This window comes from Streptomyces prunicolor (genome assembly GCF_045162825.1).
Classification (GTDB): domain Bacteria; phylum Actinomycetota; class Actinomycetes; order Streptomycetales; family Streptomycetaceae; genus Streptomyces; species Streptomyces prunicolor.
The window spans coordinates 8,432,243-8,453,039 of sequence record NZ_CP108676.1 but is presented as its reverse complement, the minus strand read 5'-3'; the positions used below and the strand labels follow the sequence as shown (position 1 = coordinate 8,453,039).

Here is a 20,797-nt window from a genome sequence, read left to right as displayed (position 1 = left end):
GACGATCCCGTCGAGGGCGGCTTCGTCTCGGTGACGATCGCGTCCGGGGCGGGCTTCGTCCCGATGACGGTCCGGTCCGGGACGGCTTCGTCCCGGTGAACGCGGGTAGCGGGCGCCGTCCCTCGCTCTAGGCTCGGCGCTGGGCTTGTGCCACCATTACTGACGTGGCGTCACCTGACACTCAGGACACTCAACTGGCTCTGTCTCATCGCCAGTTGCCGCACCTCGAAGCCGAGAAGTCGCCGTCACATCCCGCGCCACACGTTGTCGTACGCCGCGTCCTCGACACTCTTCCGCTGCCGTACCGCCTCCAGCTCCGTCACCGCGTCATGGACGACGGCGATGACCGTGTCCAGCGACTCGTCGGTGACCTTGGCCGAGTCCTCGTCCGACACCTCGCGGATCCCGGCGGCGGCGGCGAGCTGGGCGAGGACGGGTTCACCCTGGGCCCAGCGGTCCGCCGCGCGGCTGCGCGCCGGGGAGTCGACCAGGGCCGTCTTGCCGGTGCGGACTGGGATCCAGCGCCCGCGCTGCCGGGCGACCAGCCCCTCCGCCTCCAGCGCGGCGAGATAGGCGGAGGAGAGGCTGTGCCCCCGCCGCCACAGCCAGTCCTCGACCGACTCGTACGGCGTCTCCCGCACGAGCGAGGTCGCGGCCTGGTCCAACAGGCCGTCCTCCAAGGGGAGTTGAGGGTTCGGCACGATCAGGTCGCCGTCCAGCGTCACGGCTTCGGCGGCGATGAGGTCGATCACCTCCGCACCGGCGAGCGCGAGCGAAAGATCACCCGTCTCGACCGGGCGGTCGGGTGCGACATCCATGGCGACGATCATCAGGTCACGCGGTGTGCTCATGGATGCCAACCTAGCGCGGCTTATGCGAGGAGGCATCGACACCCAACGTTTACATAATTCCGTCCCGCCGTCAGTGGTGTTTCGGGACTGTGAGCCTCGGATGAATAGCGGGGGCTTTTGGACCGCTTGCGCCACTGCGGTCCGAGTGGTGTGCCCTCTGAAGGAAATTGGCAGGGTTTTCGGTTGTTTGGGGACCGGTTTCCGGCTGGCCGGATCACTTCTGTCAACCAGTTGCTTGCCTTGGCGTTGTTGACCGACGAGTAACCGGGGGGCTAGCTTTCCATCAGCCATCTCGCGCCTCTGCGATTACATTCGGCGCCCCCGGCCGAAACCCCCCACCGTGCAGTTTCACCGTTTATTCGGAGAATCATGACGCCTGTCGCGCGCGCCGCCGAAATGATCATTGGAATCACTCCGTTCCATGAACCGGATGCCCGACTCGCGGCGGCCGTGAGCCGTGCCGGCGGGCTGGGGGTACTGGACCTGGGAATGGGCGACCGAAGAGCCAGAGAGGCCCTGGCGCGAATCCGACGCTGGTCCCCTGGCCCTTTCGGGGTACGGGTCGGACCCCACTGCCGGATCGGTCCCGCTGACCTCACGGCAGGCGGTGGAGCCACCCCGCACACCGTCGTCCTCGCCCCGGACGCCGCCTGGCAGATCGGCGAGGTCGCCGCGGAGCACCGCGTGCTGGTCGAGGTCACCGACCCGGACCAGGCCCTGGCCGCGGTCCGCGCCGGTGCGCACGGACTGATCGCCCGCGGTGCCGAAAGCGGCGGCCGGGTGGGCGAGTTGAGCACCTTCGTGTTACTCCAGCGACTGCTCGCCGAGCCCGGTGTGGACCTCCCGGTCTGGGCCTGCGGCGGCATCGGCCCCCGTACCGCGGCGGCAGCCGTCGCCGGTGGCGCCGCCGGGGTCGTCCTGGACAGCCAACTGGCCCTGCTCGCCGAGTCGGGCCTCCCGGAGACCGCGGCTGCGGCACTCCGCTCGATGGACGGTTCCGAGACCACGCTGGTGGCCGGTCACCGAGTGCTGCTACGACGCGGCCCGGACGCCCCGCAGGTGCCCGCCGACCGCGTCTCCGAACTGCTCGGCGCCCGCGACCCGCGCACCCAGCTGCTGCCGGTCGGCCAGGACGGCTTCCTCGCCGCGCGCTTCGCGGAACGCTGGGGCGACGCGGGCCGCACGGTACGCGAACTGACCGCCGCCGTACGGGAGTCGGTACGGGACGAGGGCCCGGCCGACGCACTGCGCGCCGGCTCCCCGATGAGCCGGACGCTCGGCACCCAACTCCCCATCGCTCAGGGCCCGATGACCCGTGTCAGCGACCAGGCGGAGTTCGCCGCGGCCGTCGCCGAGGGCGGCGCCCTGCCGTTCGTCGCACTCGCCCTGTCGAGCGGCGAACAGTCGCGCACGGTGCTGGCCGAGACCCGCGCCGCCGTCGGCGACCGCCCCTGGGGTGTCGGGGTGCTCGGCTTCGCGCCCGAGGAGATGCGCAACGCCCAGCTGGAAGCCGTACGGGAGTTGGGGCCCACGCACGCGATCATCGCGGGCGGACGCCCCTCGCAGGCCGAGGCGCTGGAGCGGGCCGGGATCTCCACGTTCCTGCATGTGCCGTCGCCGGGGCTGCTGCGGCAGTTCCTGGACGCGGGGGTGCGCAGGTTCGTGTTCGAGGGCTCCGAGTGCGGCGGCCATGTCGGACCGCGCGGCAGCTTCCCGCTGTGGGAGGCCCAACTCGCCGTCCTGGACGACTTCTTGGAGACAGCGGCAGCGGGTACGGCGGAACACATCGAGGTGTTCTTCGCGGGCGGCGTCCACGACGAACGCTCGGCGGCGATGGTGGCCGCACTCGCAGCACCGCTCACCGCACGCGGCGCCGCCGTCGGCGTACTGATGGGCACCGCCTACCTGTTCACGGAGGAGGCGGTGACGCGTGGAGCGGTCCAGCCGCTGTTCCAGGAGCAGGTGCTCGGCGCTACTCGGACCGCGTTGCTGGAGACCGCACCCGGTCACGCCACCCGCTGTGTGCCGAGCCCGTTCAGCGACAACTACCTTGAGTTCGAAGCCCAGTTGCGCGAACAGGGCGTGCCCGACCGGCAGATCTGGGAGAGGCTGGAACGGCTCAACGTCGGCCGGCTCCGCATCGCCAGCAAGGGCGTGGAGCGGGATGCGGCCGGTGTGCTTACCTCCGTGGACGAGGAACGCCAGCTCGCCGAGGGGATGTTCATGGCCGGCGAGGTCGCCGTGCTGCGTTCGACGACCACCACGATCGACGCCCTGCACCGCTCGGTGACCGAGGCGGCCGCCGACTTCCTGGCCGAGAGCACGCGAACTGCCCGCGCCCGGCTGGGAGTTGAGGAGACCGTCGAGCCGGAGGCACCGGCCCCCCTGGACATCGCTGTCATCGGCATGGCGTGCATGTTCCCGCAGGCGCCCGACCTCCCCACCTTCTGGGCGAACATCCTCGGCGGGCGCGACTCCGTCGACGAGGTCCCGCAGGACCGCTGGGACCCCGCCGTCCACTACTCGGCCGACAAGGGCGGTGCCACCCCGTCGAAGTGGGGCGGCTTCCTGCCGCGCATCCCCTTCGACCCGCTGCGCTACGGCATCCCGCCGACCTCCCTCGGCAGCATCGAGCCGGTCCAACTGCTGGCCCTCGAAGCGGCCCGGCGTTCGCTGGAGGACGCCGGATACGGCGACCGGGGACGGGAGTTCGACCGGGCGCGCACCTCCGTGGTGTTCGGCGCGGAGGCGGGCAGCGACCTGTCCAACGCGACCACGCTGCGTGCCGTACTGCCCTCCTACTACGGCAAGATCCCGCAGGGCATCGAGGAGCAACTCCCCACGCTCACCGAGGACTCCTTCCCCGGCATGCTCTCCAACGTCATCTCGGGGCGCATCGCCAACCGGCTCGACCTCGGCGGCGCCAACTTCACGGTCGACGCGGCCTGCGCCTCCTCGCTGGCCGCCGTGGACGTCGCCTGCAAGGAACTCGTGGGCGGCACCAGCGATGTGGTCCTGTGCGGAGGCGCCGACCTCCACAACGGCATCAACGACTACGTCCTCTTCTCCTCCGTGCACGCTCTGTCCCCCACCGGACGCTCCCGCGCCTTCGACAGCTCGGCCGACGGCATCGCGCTCGGCGAGGGCGTCGCCTGCGTGGTCCTCAAGCGGCTCGCGGACGCGGAGCGGGACGGCGACCGGATCTACGGCGTGATCAAGGGAGTCGGGAGTTCCAGCGACGGCCGCTCCCTGGGCCTGACCGCGCCCCGGCCGGAGGGCCAACGGGCCGCGCTGGAGCGGGCGTACCGCAACGCGGGCGTCTCCCCCGCCGAGGTCGGCCTGGTCGAGGCGCACGGCACCGGGACGGTTGTCGGTGACCGCACCGAACTCTCCATCCTCAGCGAGGTGTTCACCGAGTCCGGTGCGGAGACGGGCAGTTGTGCGCTCGGCTCGGTCAAGTCGCAGATCGGCCACACGAAGTGCGCGGCGGGACTCGCCGGTCTCATCAAGACCGTGCTGTCCCTCTATACCGGCGTCAAGCCGCCCACCCTGCACATGAAGCAGCCCAACTCGGCCTGGCAGCAGGACAGCAGCCCGTTCGTCTTCCACGCCCGGCCCCGCCCGTGGGCGGCTCCGGCCGAGGAACGCGTCGCGGGCCTCAGCGCGTTCGGCTTCGGCGGCACCAACTTCCATACGGTGATCCAGGCTTACGGCGACGCGGTTCCGCCCGCGCACGGTCTGGACGCGTGGCCCGCCGAGCTGTTCACCTTCCGGGGAGTGGACCGGGCGGCGGCGCGGCGGGGCATCGAGGAGACCCTGAAGCTCGCGGAGACGGGTTCCTGGAAACTGCGCGACCTCGCGCTGAGCGCGTCGCGACGCTCGGACGCCCGGCAGGAGCCGGTGCAGGTGGCCGTCGTGGCGCGGGATGTGGAGGAGCTGGTCGGACAACTGCGGCGGGCGCTCGCCGGGGAGCATGATCCGGTCGCCGGAATTCACCTCGCGGACGCGAGCGCGGACTCCGCCAAGGTCGCGTTCCTCTTCCCCGGCCAAGGCAGTCAGCGCCCCGGCATGCTCGCCGACGTCTTCATCGCCTTCCCCGAACTACAGCACTACCTGCACCTCGGCCGCGCCCACGCCGACGCCCTCTACCCGCCCACCGCCTTCGACGACACCGCCCGCGACCGCCAGCAGGCCGGTCTCACCGATACCCGGGTCGCGCAACCCGCCCTGGGCATCGCCGGGTTGGCCGCGCACGCATTGCTCACCGAGGCGGGCGTACGGCCCGACATGGCGGCCGGGCACAGCTACGGCGAGCTGGTCGCCCTGTGCGCGGCGGGCGCGATCGCACCGGAGGCGCTGCTGGAGCTGAGCGCCGAACGCGCGGCGGCGATCCTCGAAGCCACCGGCGCGGACGACCCGGGAACCATGGCCGCGGTGGCGGCCGGTGCCGAGGAGGTCGCACAGGCCCTGAAGACAGCGGGCGCACCGGACACGGTGGTCGTCGCCAACCACAACTCGCCCCGTCAGACGGTGATTTCGGGCCCCACGGAGGCCGTCGCCACAGCCGTACGACTGCTGCGCGACGCCGGTCTCGGCGCCAAGCGCATCCCCGTCGCCTGCGCTTTCCACAGTCCGTTGGTGGCGGGGGCGGGTGCACGGTTCGCGGAGGCCCTCGCCCAACGGCCGGTGCTCACACCGGAGTTCCCGGTGTGGTCCAACCGCACGGCGGCCCCCTACGGCGAGGATGCCGACGCGGTGCGGGCCGAACTCGCCGCGCAGATAGGCTCCCCGGTCGGCTTCGTCGCGCAGATCGAGGCGATGTACGAAGCGGGGGCGCGGATCTTCGTGGAGGCCGGTCCCGGTTCCGTGCTGACCCGGCTGGTCGACCAGATCCTCGGCGACCGCCCGCACCGCACGGTCGCGTGCGAACCCCGGCAGGACAGCGGACTGCGCGGCTGGCTCGACGCGCTGGCCCAACTGGCCGTCGCGGGGCTGCCGGTGCGCACCGGCTGGCTGTTCAACGGGCGCGACGCCGTCGACGCGGCCCGGACCCCCGTGCCCTCGCGACCCGGCTGGACGGTCGACGGACAGCTGGTCCGTACCGCCGCCGGAGCACTCCTGCCCGGTGCCCTCGCACCGGCCCGACGCGTTGTGGAGACGACTGTGACGACGAACCCTCAGGACGGTGTCCCCGTCGAGGCGAACAGGGACGCGCTCATCTCCGAATTCCTGCGCACCAGCCGGGAGATGGTGGCCGCGCAACGGGACGTGCTGATGACGTACTTCGGCGCGGTGCAGGGGACGGTGCCCCAGGGGACATGGGTGCCCGCACCGGCGCCCGCCGTGATCGAGGCGCTGCCGCAGATACCCGCGCTACCGGCCGCTGTCGAAACGCCGGCCACTCAACAGCCCACCGCACAACCGGAGTCAGCCCCCGAAGCCGTCACCGAGGCCGACGTGCTCCGGGTAGTCCTGGAGATCATCAGCGAGCGCACCGGCTATCCCGTCGACATGATCGAGCCCGACCTCGACCTGGAGGCGGACCTCAGCATCGACTCCATCAAGCGTGCCGAGATCGCCGGCGAACTTGCCCAACGCCTCGGCATCGGCGGCGGGATGGACGTCGCCTCGCTCGACGACGCCGAGTTGGAAGACCTGGCGAAAGCCCGTACGGCGGCCTCCGTCACGGGCTGGCTGTCGGCACGGCTGACCGGGCCCGCCGCGGAAACGGCAGCCGACACACCCCCGGTCGACAGCGCCCCGCAGGACGAGGTCACCGGCACCGCCCCGAAGCGGCTCCAACTGCGGCCGGTACTGCTCGCGCACCAGGACGGCGACAACCCGACGGACCCGGCATCCCTACTGAGCGGCCGACGCTTCGTCCTCTACGGCGACGGTGACAGCGGCGCCACGGAGACGGTCGCGGCGCGCCTCTCCTCCTACGGCGCCGACACGGTGACCGTCGCCCCGGAGCACCAACTCACCGACGCGGACGGCCAGGTGGACGCCGTCCTGTATCTCACGCCGCTCACCGCGTCGGCCCCGGTGCTGCCCGACGCGTTCCCCGTGTTCCAGGCCGCCCTGGGACGCGGCCCGCGCCAACTCCTCGCGGCACAGGGCGCGGACGGCGGATCGGCGGGGCTGCACGGGCTGTTCCGTACGGTGGCCCGTGAGTACCCGGACACCGTCGCCCGGGTCGTCGAGCTGGCGGACACCGCACCGACCGCCGTCGCCGACGCGCTGATCGCCGAACTCCTGGCACCCGACGCCGAACCGGTCGTCCTGCGAACTGCCGCCGGACGACACGGACTTGAGCTGACGGAAACACCGCTCGGCGCACTCGCGACCAACGGTGCCGGACCGGCCGGTGACGGAGTCGCCGAAGCCTCCGCCATCGGGCTCGACCGCGATTCGGTGGTGCTGCTGGTGGGCGGCGCGCGGGGTATCACCGCGAAGTTCGCCGTCGCGCTCGCCGCGGCCTCCCGGTGCCGTATCGAACTGCTGGGCAGGACGGCCGCACCCGCGGGCCCCGAGGACCCGGCGACCGCGGGCGCCCGCACCCCGGCCGAACTCCGCGCCGCCCTCGCCGCCAAGGGCGGTGGACTCACCCCCGCCGAGATCAACCGCACCGCCGAACTCCTGCTCGCCCAGCGGGAGATCACCGCGACCCTGGACGAACTCGCGGCCCTCGGCAGCCAGGCCCGCTACCACTCCGTCGACTTCCGCGAACCGGACGCCGCGCTCCAGGCGGTCAAGGAGATCCACGCCGAACACGGCCGCCTCGACGGTGTCGTCTACGCGGCCGGCGTCATCGAGGACCGGCTGATCGCCGAGAAGACCACCGAGTCCTTCCAGCGGGTCTACGGCACAAAGACACACGGCGCCGAGACCTTGCTGTCAGCCCTTGAGGAACTGCCCAACGGCCCTTCTTTCGCCGTCCTGTTCGGCTCCATCTCGGCAGTACTCGGCAACCGGGGCCAGGTCGACTACGCCGCCGCCAACGACGCGCTGCAGAGCCTCGGCACCGCCTGGTCCGCCCGTACCGGGCACCGTGCGCTGACCGTGCACTGGGGTCCGTGGGCGCCCACCGGTGGCCATCACGGCATGGTCACCCCGGAGTTGGGACGCGAGTACGCCCGGCGCGGTATCTCGCTGATCGACCCCGAGGAGGGCACCGCGGCCCTGCTGCGCGAGCTCGCCTGGGGCGACGAGTCGGCAGGGGCCGTCGTCTACACCGCTTCGGGCTGGTAGCCATGACGGACCGTCAAGTGCCGGTCGCCATCGTGGGCATGTCGGTGCTGCTCCCCGGCGCCGCCGACCTCGACGCGTACTGGCGGAATCTGCTGGGCGGCACGGACGCCATCAGCGAGGTGCCGGACGGGCGTTGGGACGCGGACTACTACCGGCCGGACTCCGCGAGCGGTCCGGCCGTGGCCGACCAGGTGTACTGCCGGCGCGGTGGTTTCGTGGACGAGCTGGCCGAGGTCGAGGTCACCCGGTTCGGCATCATGCCGAACTCGGTGCCCGGCACCGAACCCGACCAGCTCATCGCCCTCCACGTGGCCGCCGCCGCCCTCGCCGACGCGGGCGGCGAGTCCCGGCTGCCCGACCGGCGGCGCGTCGGTGTCGTCCTCGGCCGGGGCGGCTATCTCACCCCCGGCCTGGTCCGGCTCGACCAGCGGGTCCGTACGGCGGGCCAACTCGTCCGCACCCTGGGCGAGTTGCTGCCCGACCTGGACCCCGGCCAACTCGACCGCATCCGCACCGCGTTCACCGACCGGCTCGGCCCCGACAGCCCAGAGTCGGTCATCGGCCTGGTCCCCAACCTCGCGGCGTCCCGCGTCGCCAACCGCCTCGACCTGCGCGGCCCGGCGTACACGGTGGACGCGGCCTGCGCCTCCTCGCTGATCGCCGTCGACCAGGCGGTGACCGAACTGGCCGCCGGGCGCTGTGACTTGATGCTCGCCGGGGGCGTCCACCACTGCCACGACATCACGTTGTGGAGCGTGTTCTCCCAACTCCGCGCGCTCTCTCCGAGCCAGCGCATCCGCCCCTTCCACCGTGACGCCGACGGCATCCTGATCGGCGAGGGCACGGGAGTCGTGGTCCTCAAGCGCCTCGCCGACGCCGAACGCGACGGCGACCGGATATACGCCGTCATCCGCGGCACCGGTGTGTCCAGCGACGGCCGCGCCGCGAGTCTCGTCAACCCCGACTCGACCGGCCAGACCCACGCCGTACGCCAGGCCTGGCAGGCGGCGGGACTGGACCCCGCGCTGCCCGATTCCATCGGCCTCCTTGAGGCGCACGGCACGGCGACGCCCGCCGGTGACACAGCCGAACTCGCCACGCTGGCCGAGGTGTTCGGGGACACCGGCACCTCCCAAGGCCAAGCAGTCATCGGCTCGGTGAAGTCGATGATCGGCCACACGATGCCGGCCGCCGGAGTCGCCGGGCTGGTCAAGGCCGCCCTCGCCGTCCATCACGGCATGCTGCTGCCGACCCTGCACTGCGACGACCCGCATCCGGCACTCGCGGCCACCCGGTTCCGCCCGTTGGAGCAGGCGGCCCCCTGGGAGACGACTCCCGAACAGCCGGTGCGCCGGGCGGCGGTCAACGCGTTCGGCTTCGGCGGCATCAACGCGCATGTGGTCTTGGAGGAGGCACCGGGTGCGCGCGCGGCCCGTTCAGCGGCGGTGGTCGCAGGCGAACCGGAACACACGAATGCCCTCGCCCGCACCGCGTCCGTGGCCGAACCGGAACGCGTGCTGATCCTCGCCGCCGACAGCCCCGAGGCCCTCGCCGCGCTGCTGGACGCGGACGATTCCGCTCTCCTGGCCGCAGACAACACCCCTGTCACCTCGGGCCGTTCGCGCCTCGGCATCGTCGCCCCCGACGCCAAACGGCTCGCGCTGGCCCGCCGGGCGGTCGCCAAGGGGCGGGCCTGGCAGGGCCGTAGCGATGTGTGGTTCACGCCGAGCCCGCTCATCGGTCCCGGTGCGGGAAAGCTCGCGTTCGTCTTCCCGGGCCTGGAGGGCGACTTCACGCCCCGGGTCGACGACGTGGCCACGTACTTCGGGCTGCGCGAGAACCGCTCCTCAACCCCCGCACAAGTAGGCGACGTCGGCCGCCACGGCTTCGATGTGGTCGGCGTCGGACGGCTGTTGGACGCAGCGCTGCGCAAGATCGGTGTCGTCCCGGACGCGGTCGCCGGGCACAGTGTCGGCGAGTGGACCGCGATGACGGCCGCCGGGGTGTACTCGCCGGACGAGGTCAGCGACTTCATGGAGGCGTTCGACCCCGACTCGGTGACGGTCCCCGGCCTCGCCTTCGGGGCGATCGGAGCCCCGGCCGAGCGCGTGCTGTCGGCGCTCGCCGACGAGTGGCCGGACGCCGGAATCGTCCTCTCGCACGACAACGCGCCGGGCCAGTCGATGGTGTGCGGTCCGGACAAGGCCGTGGACGAGTTCGTGCGGTCCTTCCGCGCGCAAGGTGTCCTCAGCCAGGTCCTCCCGTTCCAATCCGGCTTCCACACACCGATGTTGAAGCCCTACCTCGCCCCGATCGAGGAAGCCACGAACCGCTTCCGCCTCCACCCACCGACGGTCCCCCTGTGGTCGGGAACGACCGCCTCGCCGTACCCCTCGGACGAGAAGGCGGTACGCGAACTCTTCATCCGCCACCTCCTGGAACCCGTCCGCTTCCGCCAGCTCGTCGAGGCCATGTACACCGCCGGCCATCGTGCGTTCGTCCAGGTCGGCACCGGCCAACTCGGCTCCCTCGTCGACGCGACCCTGAGCGGACGCGATCACCTGGTCGTGGCCGCCAACTCGCCCCACCGCTCCGGCCTGGCCCAACTCCGGCGCGTGGCCGTGGCGTTGTGGTCGGCGGGCGCGGCGGTGGACCCGATAGCACTGGCCCCGCAGAAACCGGCTCCACGACGGGAACGGCCTCCGGTACGGCTCGACATGGACGGCGCGCTCGTGTCCCTGGACTCGCCGACCTTGGTGAAGCTGCGGGCGGAACTACGCACACCGGCCGCCGCGACCGCACCAACCCTCGCCGCCCTCTCCCCCCTGGACGCCCTCACCGACCGCTTCCCGGCCGCCGCCGAACTGCACGCCCTCATGCGCGAGACCGCCGACACGGCTGCCCAACTCATCAGCGCGGGCAGCCGTCGTACCGCACCGGTCGCCACCGCACCCGCCCCGGCGCCCCGGGTGTCCGCTCCCGTCCCCCCACCCCAACTCCCCACTCCCCCAAGGGAATGGCAGACCACAGTCCACGTCTCCCCCGAGTCCATGCCCTACCTCATGGACCACTGCTTCTTCCCGCAACGTCCCAACTGGCCGGATGTGGCCGACCGTTGGCCGGTCGTCCCCGCGACCACGATCGTCCAGCACATCATCGAGGCGGCGGAACGGACCGCCCCGGGCATGCGCGCGGTCGCCGTGCACGACGCGCGGTTCGACCGCTGGCTGACGGCGACACCGTCGATCGACGTACCGGTACGGGTGGTGGCGGACACCCCCGACCGACTCGCCGTCTCCTTCGGCCCGCACGCACGCGGAGTGGTCGAACTCGCCCCCGCCCACGCCGTATCACCCCCATCGCACCCCCGCCCGGACCCGACCAGCGAACGCGTCCCCGACCACACCGCGGCCCATCTCTACGACGAGCGCTGGATGTTCCACGGCCCGGCGTTCCAGGGAGTCACCGAACTCACCGCGATCGGCGACCGCCACGTACGCGGCACGATCACCACACCCCCCGCGCCGGGCGCCCTGCTCGACAACGTCGGTCAGATCCTCGGCTACTGGATCATGGCGACCCGCACCGAACGGACCGTGGTCTTCCCCGTCGGTATGCGCGAGATGCGTTTCTACGGTCCCCATCCGCGCCCCGGCACGGAGGTGGAGTGCCTGGTGCGGATCACCTCGCTGACCGACACCGCGCTCGAAGCCGACGTACAGCTCACGGTCGACGGCGAGGTGTGGGCGGAGCTGACCGGCTGGCAGGACCGGCGCTTCGACAACGACCCGCAGACCAAGCCAGTTGAGCGTTTCCCCGAGCGCAACACTCTGTCCGAGGCCCGCCCCGGCGGCCGGACCCTGCTGAACGAGCGCTGGCCCGATCTCGCCTCGCGCGACCTGATCATGCGCAACTCCCTGAGCAGCGTGGAGCGTTCGCAGTACGCCGAGCATCCGCCGCGCGGTCGCCGGCAGTGGCTGTTGGGCCGGATCGCGGTGAAGGACGCGGTACGGCAGTGGCTGTGGGGCCATGGCGAGGGGCCGGTCTTTCCGGCGGAGATCCGGGTCCACAACGACGAGTCGGGCCGCCCGTACGTCACCGGACTGCACGGCCGGACCCTGCCGCCGCTGGATGTCTCGCTGGCCCATCGGGCCGAGGCGGCGGTCGCGATCGTACGGCCGCATGTTCCCGGTCCCGGCCCCGGGATCGACATCGAGGAGGTCGTGGAGCGCCCCGCCAGCACCCTCACCACCGCTCTCGGCGAGGAGGAACTGGCGCTCCTGCGAGCCCAGTTGGCCGCCACCGGTGAGTCCGAGGCGCTGTGGTTCGCCCGTTTCTGGGCGGCGAAGGAGGCGGTCGCGAAGGCGGAGGGCACCGGCTTCCGGGGACGGCCGCGTGACTTCGCCGTCTTCCAAGTGGTCTCCGGATCACGGCTGTTGGTGTCCGGGCGCCTGGAACGCGCCTACACCGTGCACTACGAGCCGGCCGGCAATCCCCCCAGTCTGCCGGACAGGACCTACGTCGTGGCCTGGACGACGGGACCCGCGCACGAAGAGGAGTACGACCGATGACCCCCACCACCGAGGACACCGTCCTCGCCGACCTCACCGGCATGTTGACCGCGCTGCTGGAGGACGAGTACGGCGTCGACGACGCCGAGATCACCATGACGACGACCTTCAACCGCGATCTGGAGCTGGAGAGCATCGACCTGGTGACCCTGGCCGGGCTGCTCCAGGAGCACTACGGCACGAAGGTCAACTTCGCCGAGTTCCTGGCCGGGATGGAGTTCGACGAGATCATCGAACTCACCGTCGGCCGGCTCGTGGAGTATGTCGTGCAGAGCCTCAAGGCAGCCGAGGCGGGCTGAGCCATGGCGATGGTCGACACCGGTCAACTCCGGTTGCACGTACAGCGGATGAGCCCGCCCGACGGCCGCCCGGTGACCGCCACGGCGGTGCTCGTGCACGGTCTGCTCACCGACAGCCTGGCCAGCTACTACTTCACCCTCGCGCCGCCGTTCGCGCTGGCCGGCGTCGACGTCGTCATGTACGACCTGCGCGGCCACGGCCGCAGCGGGCGCCCGGCCACCGGCTACACCCTCGACGACAACATCGACGACCTGGAGTCGCTGCTCGACCGCCTGGAGGTGACTGGACCGGTCCATCTGGTCGGCAACTCCTACGGCGGGACAGTCGCGTTCGGCTACGCGGCCCGTCACCCCGAGCGCGCCGCCAGCGTCTCCCTCATCGAGTCGGAACCGGCGACCGCGGCCTGGGCACCGAAACTCGGCGCCATCCTGGACCGGGTGCTGCACGAGCTGGCGCACAACGAGGACGACGCGATCGCCTGGATCAGCGCGAACCGCGGCCACAACACCGCCCGCCTCGCGAAGGGCGCCGCCCGGCTGGCCCGGGAGACCTCCCTCTCCCAGGACATCCCGGCCAGCGGCGTGTTGACGGAGGATCAGATCGGCGCGGTGCACTGCCCGGTGCTCGGCATCTACGGCGGCGACTCGGACCTCGCCCTGCTCACACCCTGGCTGGAGTCCGTGCTGCCCGACTGCCGGACGGTCGTCGTCCCCGGCCATGAGCACTCGGTGCTGGTCGAGGCGGCGGGCACGGTCGGCGGGCACATCCTCTCCCTGATCCAGGAGGCGAGGATCCAGGAGTCAAGTGCGACGGCATCCGCACAATCGGCGGCGGTCCGGTGAGCCGGTTCCTGTTCGTCGTCCCGCCGCTGGTCGGCCATATCAACCCGGCGGCGGGCGTGGCGGCCGAACTGGCGTCGCGGGGACACGAGTTGGCGTGGGTCTGCCCCGATCCCGGTCTCGTGCGGCGGCTCGCGGGCGAGTCCGCGCGGGTGTTCCCGTGCGCCGGACCGGTTCCGGGTGAGGGCGAAGGTGTACGCCCGCCCGACATCCGTGGCCCCGAGGCGCTGAAGTTCCTGTGGGAGGCCTTTCTCGCGCCGCTCGCCGAGCAGATGGCGCCCGGAGTCGCCGCGGCCGTCGGGGAGTTCGGGCCGGACGCGGTCGTCGCCGACCAACAGGCCCTGGCCGGTGGGCTGGTGGCGGAACGGCTGGGCGTGCCGTGGGCGACCTCGGCGACCACCTCTGCCGAGTTCACGGACGTACTGGCAGGGATGCCCAAAGTCGCCCTCTGGCTGGACGAGTTGCTGCACGGACTCCGCGCCGAGATCGGCGATCCGTCCGGCACCGCCGACCCGCGCTTCTCCCCGCACCTGGTGCTCGCGTTCAGCACTCCCGAACTCGTGGGCCCCGAAGCACGGCAGGGCGAGCAGATCCGCTGGGTCGGCCCGTCGATCGCGCCCCGCCCGGCCGCGCCGGACTTCCCCTGGGAGTGGCTGGACCCGGCGCGGTCCCTGGTCCTGGTCAGCCTCGGCACCGCCAACACCGATGTGGGCGCCCGTTTCCTCACCGAGTGCGTGACGGCGCTGCGGGCACGAACGGACCGTGTGCAAGCGGTGATTGCAGATCCGGGCGGCGCGCTGGGCGCAGCGGACGAGCAGGACAAGGACATCCTCGTCCTGCCCTCCATCCCCCAACTCCCGCTCCTCGAAAGGGCGGACGCGGTCGTCTCGCACGCCGGGCACAACACGGTGTGCGAGGCGCTGTGGCACGGCGTCCCCCTCGTCGTGGCGCCGATCCGCGACGACCAGCCGGTGATCGCCGGGCAGGTCACCGGCGCGGGCGCGGGTATCCGCGTCCGCTTCGGCCGGGTCACCGCACCGAAACTGGGCGCCGCGATCGACGCCGTACTCCACGAACCCGACCACCGCGCGGCAGCCGACCGCATCCGTACGGCGTTCCGCGCGGCCGGAGGCACCCGCGCGGCGGCGACCCATCTGGAGCTGCTGGCCACCGGCGCGTCCCTCAAGGAGACCCCGTGAGCAACGAGGACGACCCCAAGCCCCCGAGCCGCAACGACCAGGTGGCGGCCCTACGGCCCACCTACCGGGCCGACTTGGCCGACGGCCTGGACCGCTTCTTCGAACCCCGGCGCGAGACCTGTCCCTGGTGCGACTCGTCCCGTCTGAAGACCCGGTTGCGCACGAGGGACCTGATCCAGCACAAGCCGGGCACCTTCGTCCTGGACCAGTGCGAGGACTGCCGGCACACCTTCCAGAACCCCCGACTGAGCCCGGCCGGGCTGGAGTTCTACTACCGGGACTTCTACGACGGCCTGGGCGAGAAGCAGTTGGGCAACACCTTCGCGGCCCGTACGAAGATGTACGAGCAGCGCGCGGAGTCACTGCTCGCGCACTCACCAACCCCCAAGAACTGGCTGGATGTCGGCACCGGCCACGGTCACTTCTGCGAGTCGGCCCGCACGGTGTATCCCGACACCACCTTCGACGGCCTCGACTTCACGGACGGCGCCGAACTCGCCGAGCAGGCGGGGCGGGTGGAGCGCGGTTACCGGGGCAGCTTCCCCGAGTTGGCCCCGGGGCTGTCGGGCCACTACGACGTCGTCAGCATGTTCCACTACCTGGAGCACAGCACCGAGCCCGAGCGCGAACTGGCCGCCGCACACCAAGCCGTACGCCCCGGCGGCCATCTCCTGATCGAGGTCCCGGACCCCGACAGCCGCTACTCCCGCCTCCTCGGGCGCTGGTGGTTGCCCTGGCTCCAGCCCCAGCACCTGCACTTCATCCCGGTCGCGAACCTGCGCCGCCGACTCACCGACCTGGGCTTCACGGTCGTAGCCGAACAGCACGCGGAGCCGCACGACCCGGTCGATCTTCTCGCCGGCACCTGGTTGGCCCTGGACACGGCCGCGCCCCGCGACAACCTGCCGTGGCTGCCGAATCCGCCGTCAGGGCCGGCCCGTACGGGTCGCGCGGCGGTGCTGATCGCGGGGATTCCGGCGCTGCTCCTTGGAACGTTCCTGGACCGGTTCGTGGTGAAGCGGCTGTCGCATCGGCTGGGGGTGTCGAACGCCTATCGGCTGGTGGCGCGGCGCGACTGAGCCCGGTCAGGGACGCGACTGAGCCTGCTCAAGGACCTGGCCGGCCCAATTCCCCGAGCCTGCTCAGGGGCGCGGTCCGTCCAGTTCCGCCAGCACGCGGGCGACCGCGTCCGCCGTGACACCGTCGGCCCGGTTGTCGAACACCAGCCGCCGCCCGTCCGCCCATCGGCACTCGTTGGCCTCGGCCGTCTTCCAGAACGTGTCCCAGTCGGCGAGCTTGGACCGGTCCCGGGCGCAGCCCCGGGCCCGAACGCGTTCGCGAGCGGTGTCCTTGTCGACCTGCACCTGGACGACGACCAACTCGACGTCCGACGGCCAGTGGTGACGGTATGTCATCTCGGCGAGGTAGTCCGGCTGTTGGAAGTAGCGGCCGAACGGCGCGTCCAGGACGACCGGGCGGCCCAACCGCAGGTTGTCGGCGGCCAGGTCGAGGATGGTCGCGTATTCGAGGTCCATCACCACGGACTGGTAGTACGGGTTGAGGTCCCGCTCGTTCCGGTCCGTGCCGGCGAGTTCGAGGAGCGCCTCGGTGAGGCGGGTGCAGGCGGTGTCCTTGTCGATGTACGCGGCGCCGCTCAGCTCGGCGATCAGCCGGGCCACGCCGGTCTTGCCCGACCCGGCGGGGCCGATCACGACGTGGACGCGTGGGGCGGTGCTCATGCGCGGCGTTCCTTCACGAAGAAGAGGTACGACATTCCGCCGAGCAGCAGGAGCGCTCCGCCGACGAGGAAGACGTACGTGTAGTTGTTGCCGGTCGCGTCCAGGATCGCACCGGTGACGATGGGGGCCATCGCGGCGCCGAGGAAGCCCCCGAAGTTCTGGATCGCGCCCAGCGAGGCCACCTGGTGCGACTCGGCGATGTCCGAGGCCAGCGTCCACAGGCAGCCCATCGGGACCTGCGCGGCGAAGTAGCCGAGGGAGAGCAGGGTGAGCGCGACCGGCGTGCTGTGGACGTACGCCACGGGCAGGACCGCGGCGGCCGCCAGCACGGCGCCGCCGACGATCGGGACCTTGCGGGAGACGACCGCGGAGTGGCCCCGGCGGATCAGCCGGCCGGAGAGCCAGCCGCCGAAGAGGACGCCGAGGATGCCGCAGAGGTAGGGAAGGGAGGACAGCCAGCCGGTCTCGGAGAGGCTCAGGCCGCGGGAGGTCTGGAGGTAGCTGGGCAGCCAGGTCAGGTAGACCCACACGGTGTAGAAGATGCCGAAGGCGCCGAGGATCATGAAGTAGGTGTTGCGCTGACGAAACAGCGCGCCCCAACTGGCGGGCTTCGCCTGCTCGTTCGCACGGGCCTCCGCCAACTCCTCGCCCCTGATGATCGCTTGCTCGCGCAGGGTGGGGTCCCGGTACACGCGCAGCCAGACCAGCATGACGAGGATGCCGAGCGCGCCCACGGCGACGAACATGCCGCGCCAACCGACGGTCAGGAGAAGGCCGGTGAGGATCGGTGGGGCGATGGCGTTGGCGATCTGCGAGCCGGTGTTGACGATCGAGATCGGCAGGGCGCGCTCGTCCTTGTTGAACCAGCGCTCGTTGACCTTGAGGCTGGCCGTGAAGAACGGGGACTCGGCCACCCCGAGGGCGACCCGGGCGGCGTAGAGCACGCCGAAGGAGTGCGCGACGGCCGTGACCATCGTCATCAGGGACCAGAGTCCGGCGGCCCAGGCGTACATCCGCTTGGGGCCGAAGCGGTCGACGAGGTAGCCGGCGGGGAGGTTGGCGATGGCGTACGGCCAGGAGAAGGCGGCGAGCAGTACGCCCATCTCCGTCGCGTTGAGGCCGAATTCACCGGCGATGGTCGTGTTGGCGACGCTCAGCGTGGCGCGGTCGAGGTAGTTGACGACCCCGCCGATCACGAGGAGGGCGACCAGGACCCAGCGGATGCGGATCGAGGTCCGGCGGGCGGTGTCGCCCAGGTCGAGGGAGTCGGGGGTGAGGGACTGCTGAGCCATGGTGAGCTCCTCTTTGAACCACCGTGCGGGTGCTGGGGAGTTGGGGACGGGTGGTGCGGGGGGGGTGCGGAGGGTGTGAGCGGTGCGGGAACCGCCTTGCGGGAAGCGGGAGTTACGCCCGCGCTCCCTCGATGGCCCGCAGCATCGTCGTGGCGGCGTCCGTGACGTGTCGGTAATCGCCGTCCGCGCGGGCCGCCTTGGTGACGAAGCTGCCGACGCCGACCGCGACGACTCCGGCGTCGAACCATTCCTTGACGTTGTCGGCGGTGACGCCGCCCGCGGGCATGAGCGGGGCCTGCGGGAGCGGGGCGCGGACCGTACGGACGTAGGCCGGGCCGCCGAACTCGGCGGGGAAGAGCTTCACTATGTCGGCGCCGGCCTGCATGGTGTCGACGATCTCGGTCGGCGTGAAGGCGCCGCTGACCGTGACGGCCTGGTAGCGGTTGGCGGTGGTCAGCATCGCCGGGTTGAGGTTGGGGCTGACCAGGAGACGGGCGCCCGCCGAGAGGCACTCGTACGCGGAGTGCTCGTCCAGGACGGTTCCGGCGCCGACGAGGATGCCGTCGTCGCCGTAGCGCTCGGAGAGCTTGTTGATGACGTCCAGCGCGCCGGGCACGGAGAGGGTGATCTCCAGGGCACGGATGCCGCCCTCGATCGCCGCTTCCGAGACGGCGAGGGCTTCCTCGGCGCTCTCCAGGCGGACGATGAGCAGGGCGCCCGTGCCGGTGATTGATTCCAGGGCGTTAAACTTTGTTACCATGGGAGAACACGTTAGAACATGAATTCACATGTTGTCACGCCCCTTGTCACACGAAGTTAGGCTGACCCCGGCGAGCCGCCGCTCCACCCACCGGTCCAGTCACCGGTGCACCCACCGCTCGACCCCGGCTTCGAGGAGACGCATTGAGCAGGGCACCCCTGATCCCCGAGCAACGCCATCAGGAGCTGCTGCGCCTGCTGAGGGGCAGCGGGGTGCTGAGCATCCACGACCTGACCGCGGCGCTGAACGTCTCGCACATGACCGTGCGCCGGGACATCACCGCGCTGGAGAAGAGCGGTCAGGTGGTCTCGGTGCAGGGCGGGGTCAGGCTCGCGGACTGGACGGGCCACGTGCCGCCCCGCGAGCGGGCCTCACGCGCGGCGCTGGAGATGCCCCGCAAGCAGGCCATCGCCCAGCGGGCCGCCGAGCTCGTCGAGGACGGCATGACGGTGTTCCTCGACGCGGGGACGACCTGTCAGTCTGTCGTCCCGTTCCTGGTCGGCCGCAAGGACCTCACCGTCGTCACCAACGACTTCCACGCCGTCCTCGCCCTGTGCGAACTGCCGTCCGTACAGACGGTCCACACCGGCGGCGAGGTCGATGTGTCGAGCGGTTCGAGCAGCGGGCCCCTGGCAGCCAGGACGGTCGGAGCACTGAACCTCGACCTCGCCTTCCTGAGCGCCGGTTCCTGGGACCTGGCCCACGGCATCACGAGCTTCTCGATGGACAAGGTGCTGCTCAAGCAGGCGGTGATGGAGGCGGCCGGCTCGGTCGCGCTGCTCGCCGACAGCACGAAGTGGGGCACGGTGGAGCGGTTCAAGGTGACCACGCTCGACCGGCTCGACACCGTCGTGACCGACGACGGCCTGCCGTCCGCGGTGGTCGACCGCATCGCGGAGGAGGGCCCGACGGTGCTCCGTACGGGCTGAGTGAGTACTGGGTGAGTACTGGCCGAGTACCGGCTAACCCCCATTGAATGATGCATTCACCGCGTCTAGCATCACTCGGTGACTCCAGCAATTCCCGTCTGACTCTCGCCAGGTACAGCGCGCGTGACGACGAGCGGCCGCGGCCCGGTTCCGGGGGCTCCGGCCGCTCGTCTCCACTGCACCTCTACGCCAGCACCTCTACGACGGCACTTCTACGACGGCACTTCTACGACAACTCAGCTCGCGGTACGGCGAATTCGCCCCTCGTACCGCTTCTCCAGCTCCAGGTTGCCCTCGAAGCCGCCGGGCACATTGGCCGAGACGTACACCGGCGGGCGCTCCCCCGAGGCGAGCAGCTGGGCCGCCGCCTCCGCGACGGAGAGCTGCACGAGCATCGCGCCGGTGAGCGTGGACAGGGCGCAAACGGCACCCCCTGTGGGGAGTTCGAGGAGTGCGTCGCCGCGCGGGGCCGCGTTGTCGAGGACGACATCGGCGAGGTCGACGAGCTTCTTGCCGCTCGGGTGACCGGCCGGGACGGCGTGGGTGTGGGCGAGCGAGGTGATGGCCAGGAGCCGGTGGCCGCGCTCCTTCACGCGCAGGGCCATCTCCACGATCACCTTGTTCACACCGGAGTTGGAGATGATGACGAAGAGATCCTCGGGGCGGGGCGCCGCGAGGTCGTAGAGGCGCTCGGCGACCCCGGCCTGTCGCTCAAGGAGCGGGTCGTCGAGGACGCTCGGGGCGTCGCCGCCGTAGAGGACGAGGTCGGCGATGCTCAGGCGGTTGGTGGGCACCAAACCCCCGGCTCTGCCCGCGAGTTCGAGGACCATGGCCTGGGAGTGGCCGGTGCCGAAGGCCTGGATGACGCCGTCCGTGCGGACGCAGTCCGCGATCAGTTCGGCGGCGCGGGACACGGTGTCGCGGCTGGACTCGGTGATGTTTTGGAGGACGGCCAGGCTCTCACGCGCGAAGGTCTCGGCGCTTACGGACTCGGCGGACACGCGATTCTCCCCACCGGTGGATCAAACCACCTATTCCTTCTCGATCAATGAATCAATAAATCACA

Annotated in this window: 12 protein-coding genes; 7 read left to right on the top strand and 5 right to left on the bottom strand. The window is 71.1% G+C overall.

The window, feature by feature from the left end:
• Nucleotides 1-245 precede the first annotated feature (245 nt).
• On the bottom strand, nucleotides 246-851 hold the full coding sequence (locus OG588_RS38460; protein WP_405951242.1) for a GPP34 family phosphoprotein: 606 nt from the start codon (nucleotides 849-851) through the stop codon (nucleotides 246-248).
• A gap of 369 nt (nucleotides 852-1,220) precedes the next feature.
• Between OG588_RS38460 and OG588_RS38455 the strand changes: the two genes are divergently transcribed.
• The 6 genes from OG588_RS38455 to OG588_RS38430 are packed head-to-tail and all read left to right on the top strand — an operon-like array spanning nucleotide 1,221 to nucleotide 16,090.
• Nucleotides 1,221-8,102, top strand: coding sequence for an SDR family oxidoreductase (locus tag OG588_RS38455; RefSeq protein WP_405951241.1), 6,882 nt, complete (start codon nucleotides 1,221-1,223; stop codon nucleotides 8,100-8,102).
• Nucleotides 8,103-8,104: 2 nt separating this feature from the next.
• Nucleotides 8,105-12,673 (top strand): beta-ketoacyl synthase N-terminal-like domain-containing protein, encoded by a 4,569-nt coding sequence (locus OG588_RS38450; protein ID WP_405951240.1) that lies wholly within the window; start codon nucleotides 8,105-8,107, stop codon nucleotides 12,671-12,673.
• The gene (locus OG588_RS38445) at nucleotides 12,670-12,972 is read left to right on the top strand and encodes an acyl carrier protein (protein ID WP_317884646.1); all 303 of its coding nucleotides are present in this window, start codon (nucleotides 12,670-12,672) and stop codon (nucleotides 12,970-12,972) included. The genes OG588_RS38450 and OG588_RS38445 overlap by 4 nt, the downstream gene beginning before the upstream one ends.
• A 3-nt stretch (nucleotides 12,973-12,975) precedes the next feature.
• Complete coding sequence (locus OG588_RS38440; RefSeq protein ID WP_405951239.1) at nucleotides 12,976-13,815, top strand: alpha/beta fold hydrolase; 840 nt, start codon at nucleotides 12,976-12,978, stop codon at nucleotides 13,813-13,815.
• On the top strand, nucleotides 13,812-15,011 hold the full coding sequence (locus OG588_RS38435) for a glycosyltransferase (RefSeq protein ID WP_405951238.1): 1,200 nt from the start codon (nucleotides 13,812-13,814) through the stop codon (nucleotides 15,009-15,011). Before OG588_RS38440 ends, OG588_RS38435 begins: the two co-directional genes overlap by 4 nt.
• Nucleotides 15,008-16,090, top strand: a complete 1,083-nt coding sequence (locus tag OG588_RS38430) for a class I SAM-dependent methyltransferase (protein WP_405951237.1) — start codon at nucleotides 15,008-15,010, stop codon at nucleotides 16,088-16,090. Before OG588_RS38435 ends, OG588_RS38430 begins: the two co-directional genes overlap by 4 nt.
• 63 nt (nucleotides 16,091-16,153) lie before the next feature.
• On the opposite strand, the gene OG588_RS38425 is transcribed toward OG588_RS38430, so the two are convergent.
• The 3 genes from OG588_RS38425 to OG588_RS38415 form a co-directional block, all read right to left on the bottom strand.
• Nucleotides 16,154-16,750, bottom strand: a complete 597-nt coding sequence (locus OG588_RS38425; protein ID WP_405951236.1) for an AAA family ATPase — start codon at nucleotides 16,748-16,750, stop codon at nucleotides 16,154-16,156.
• The gene (locus OG588_RS38420; RefSeq protein WP_405951235.1) at nucleotides 16,747-18,042 is read right to left on the bottom strand and encodes an MFS transporter; all 1,296 of its coding nucleotides are present in this window, start codon (nucleotides 18,040-18,042) and stop codon (nucleotides 16,747-16,749) included. Before OG588_RS38420 ends, OG588_RS38425 begins: the two co-directional genes overlap by 4 nt.
• Nucleotides 18,043-18,154: 112 nt before the next feature.
• The gene (locus tag OG588_RS38415; protein ID WP_405951234.1) at nucleotides 18,155-18,802 is read right to left on the bottom strand and encodes a bifunctional 4-hydroxy-2-oxoglutarate aldolase/2-dehydro-3-deoxy-phosphogluconate aldolase; all 648 of its coding nucleotides are present in this window, start codon (nucleotides 18,800-18,802) and stop codon (nucleotides 18,155-18,157) included.
• Nucleotides 18,803-18,945: 143 nt separating this feature from the next.
• Here OG588_RS38415 and OG588_RS38410 point away from each other — a divergent pair, with 143 nt between their 5' ends.
• Nucleotides 18,946-19,731: a DeoR/GlpR family DNA-binding transcription regulator gene (locus OG588_RS38410; protein WP_405951233.1), complete on the top strand. Its 786-nt coding sequence runs from the start codon at nucleotides 18,946-18,948 to the stop codon at nucleotides 19,729-19,731.
• Nucleotides 19,732-19,967: 236 nt separating this feature from the next.
• Here the strand turns inward: OG588_RS38410 and OG588_RS38405 are convergent, their stop codons facing one another.
• Entirely contained in the window at nucleotides 19,968-20,732 is a 765-nt protein-coding gene (locus OG588_RS38405; RefSeq protein WP_405951232.1) for a sugar isomerase domain-containing protein, read from the bottom strand.
• Nucleotides 20,733-20,797 lie beyond the last annotated feature (65 nt).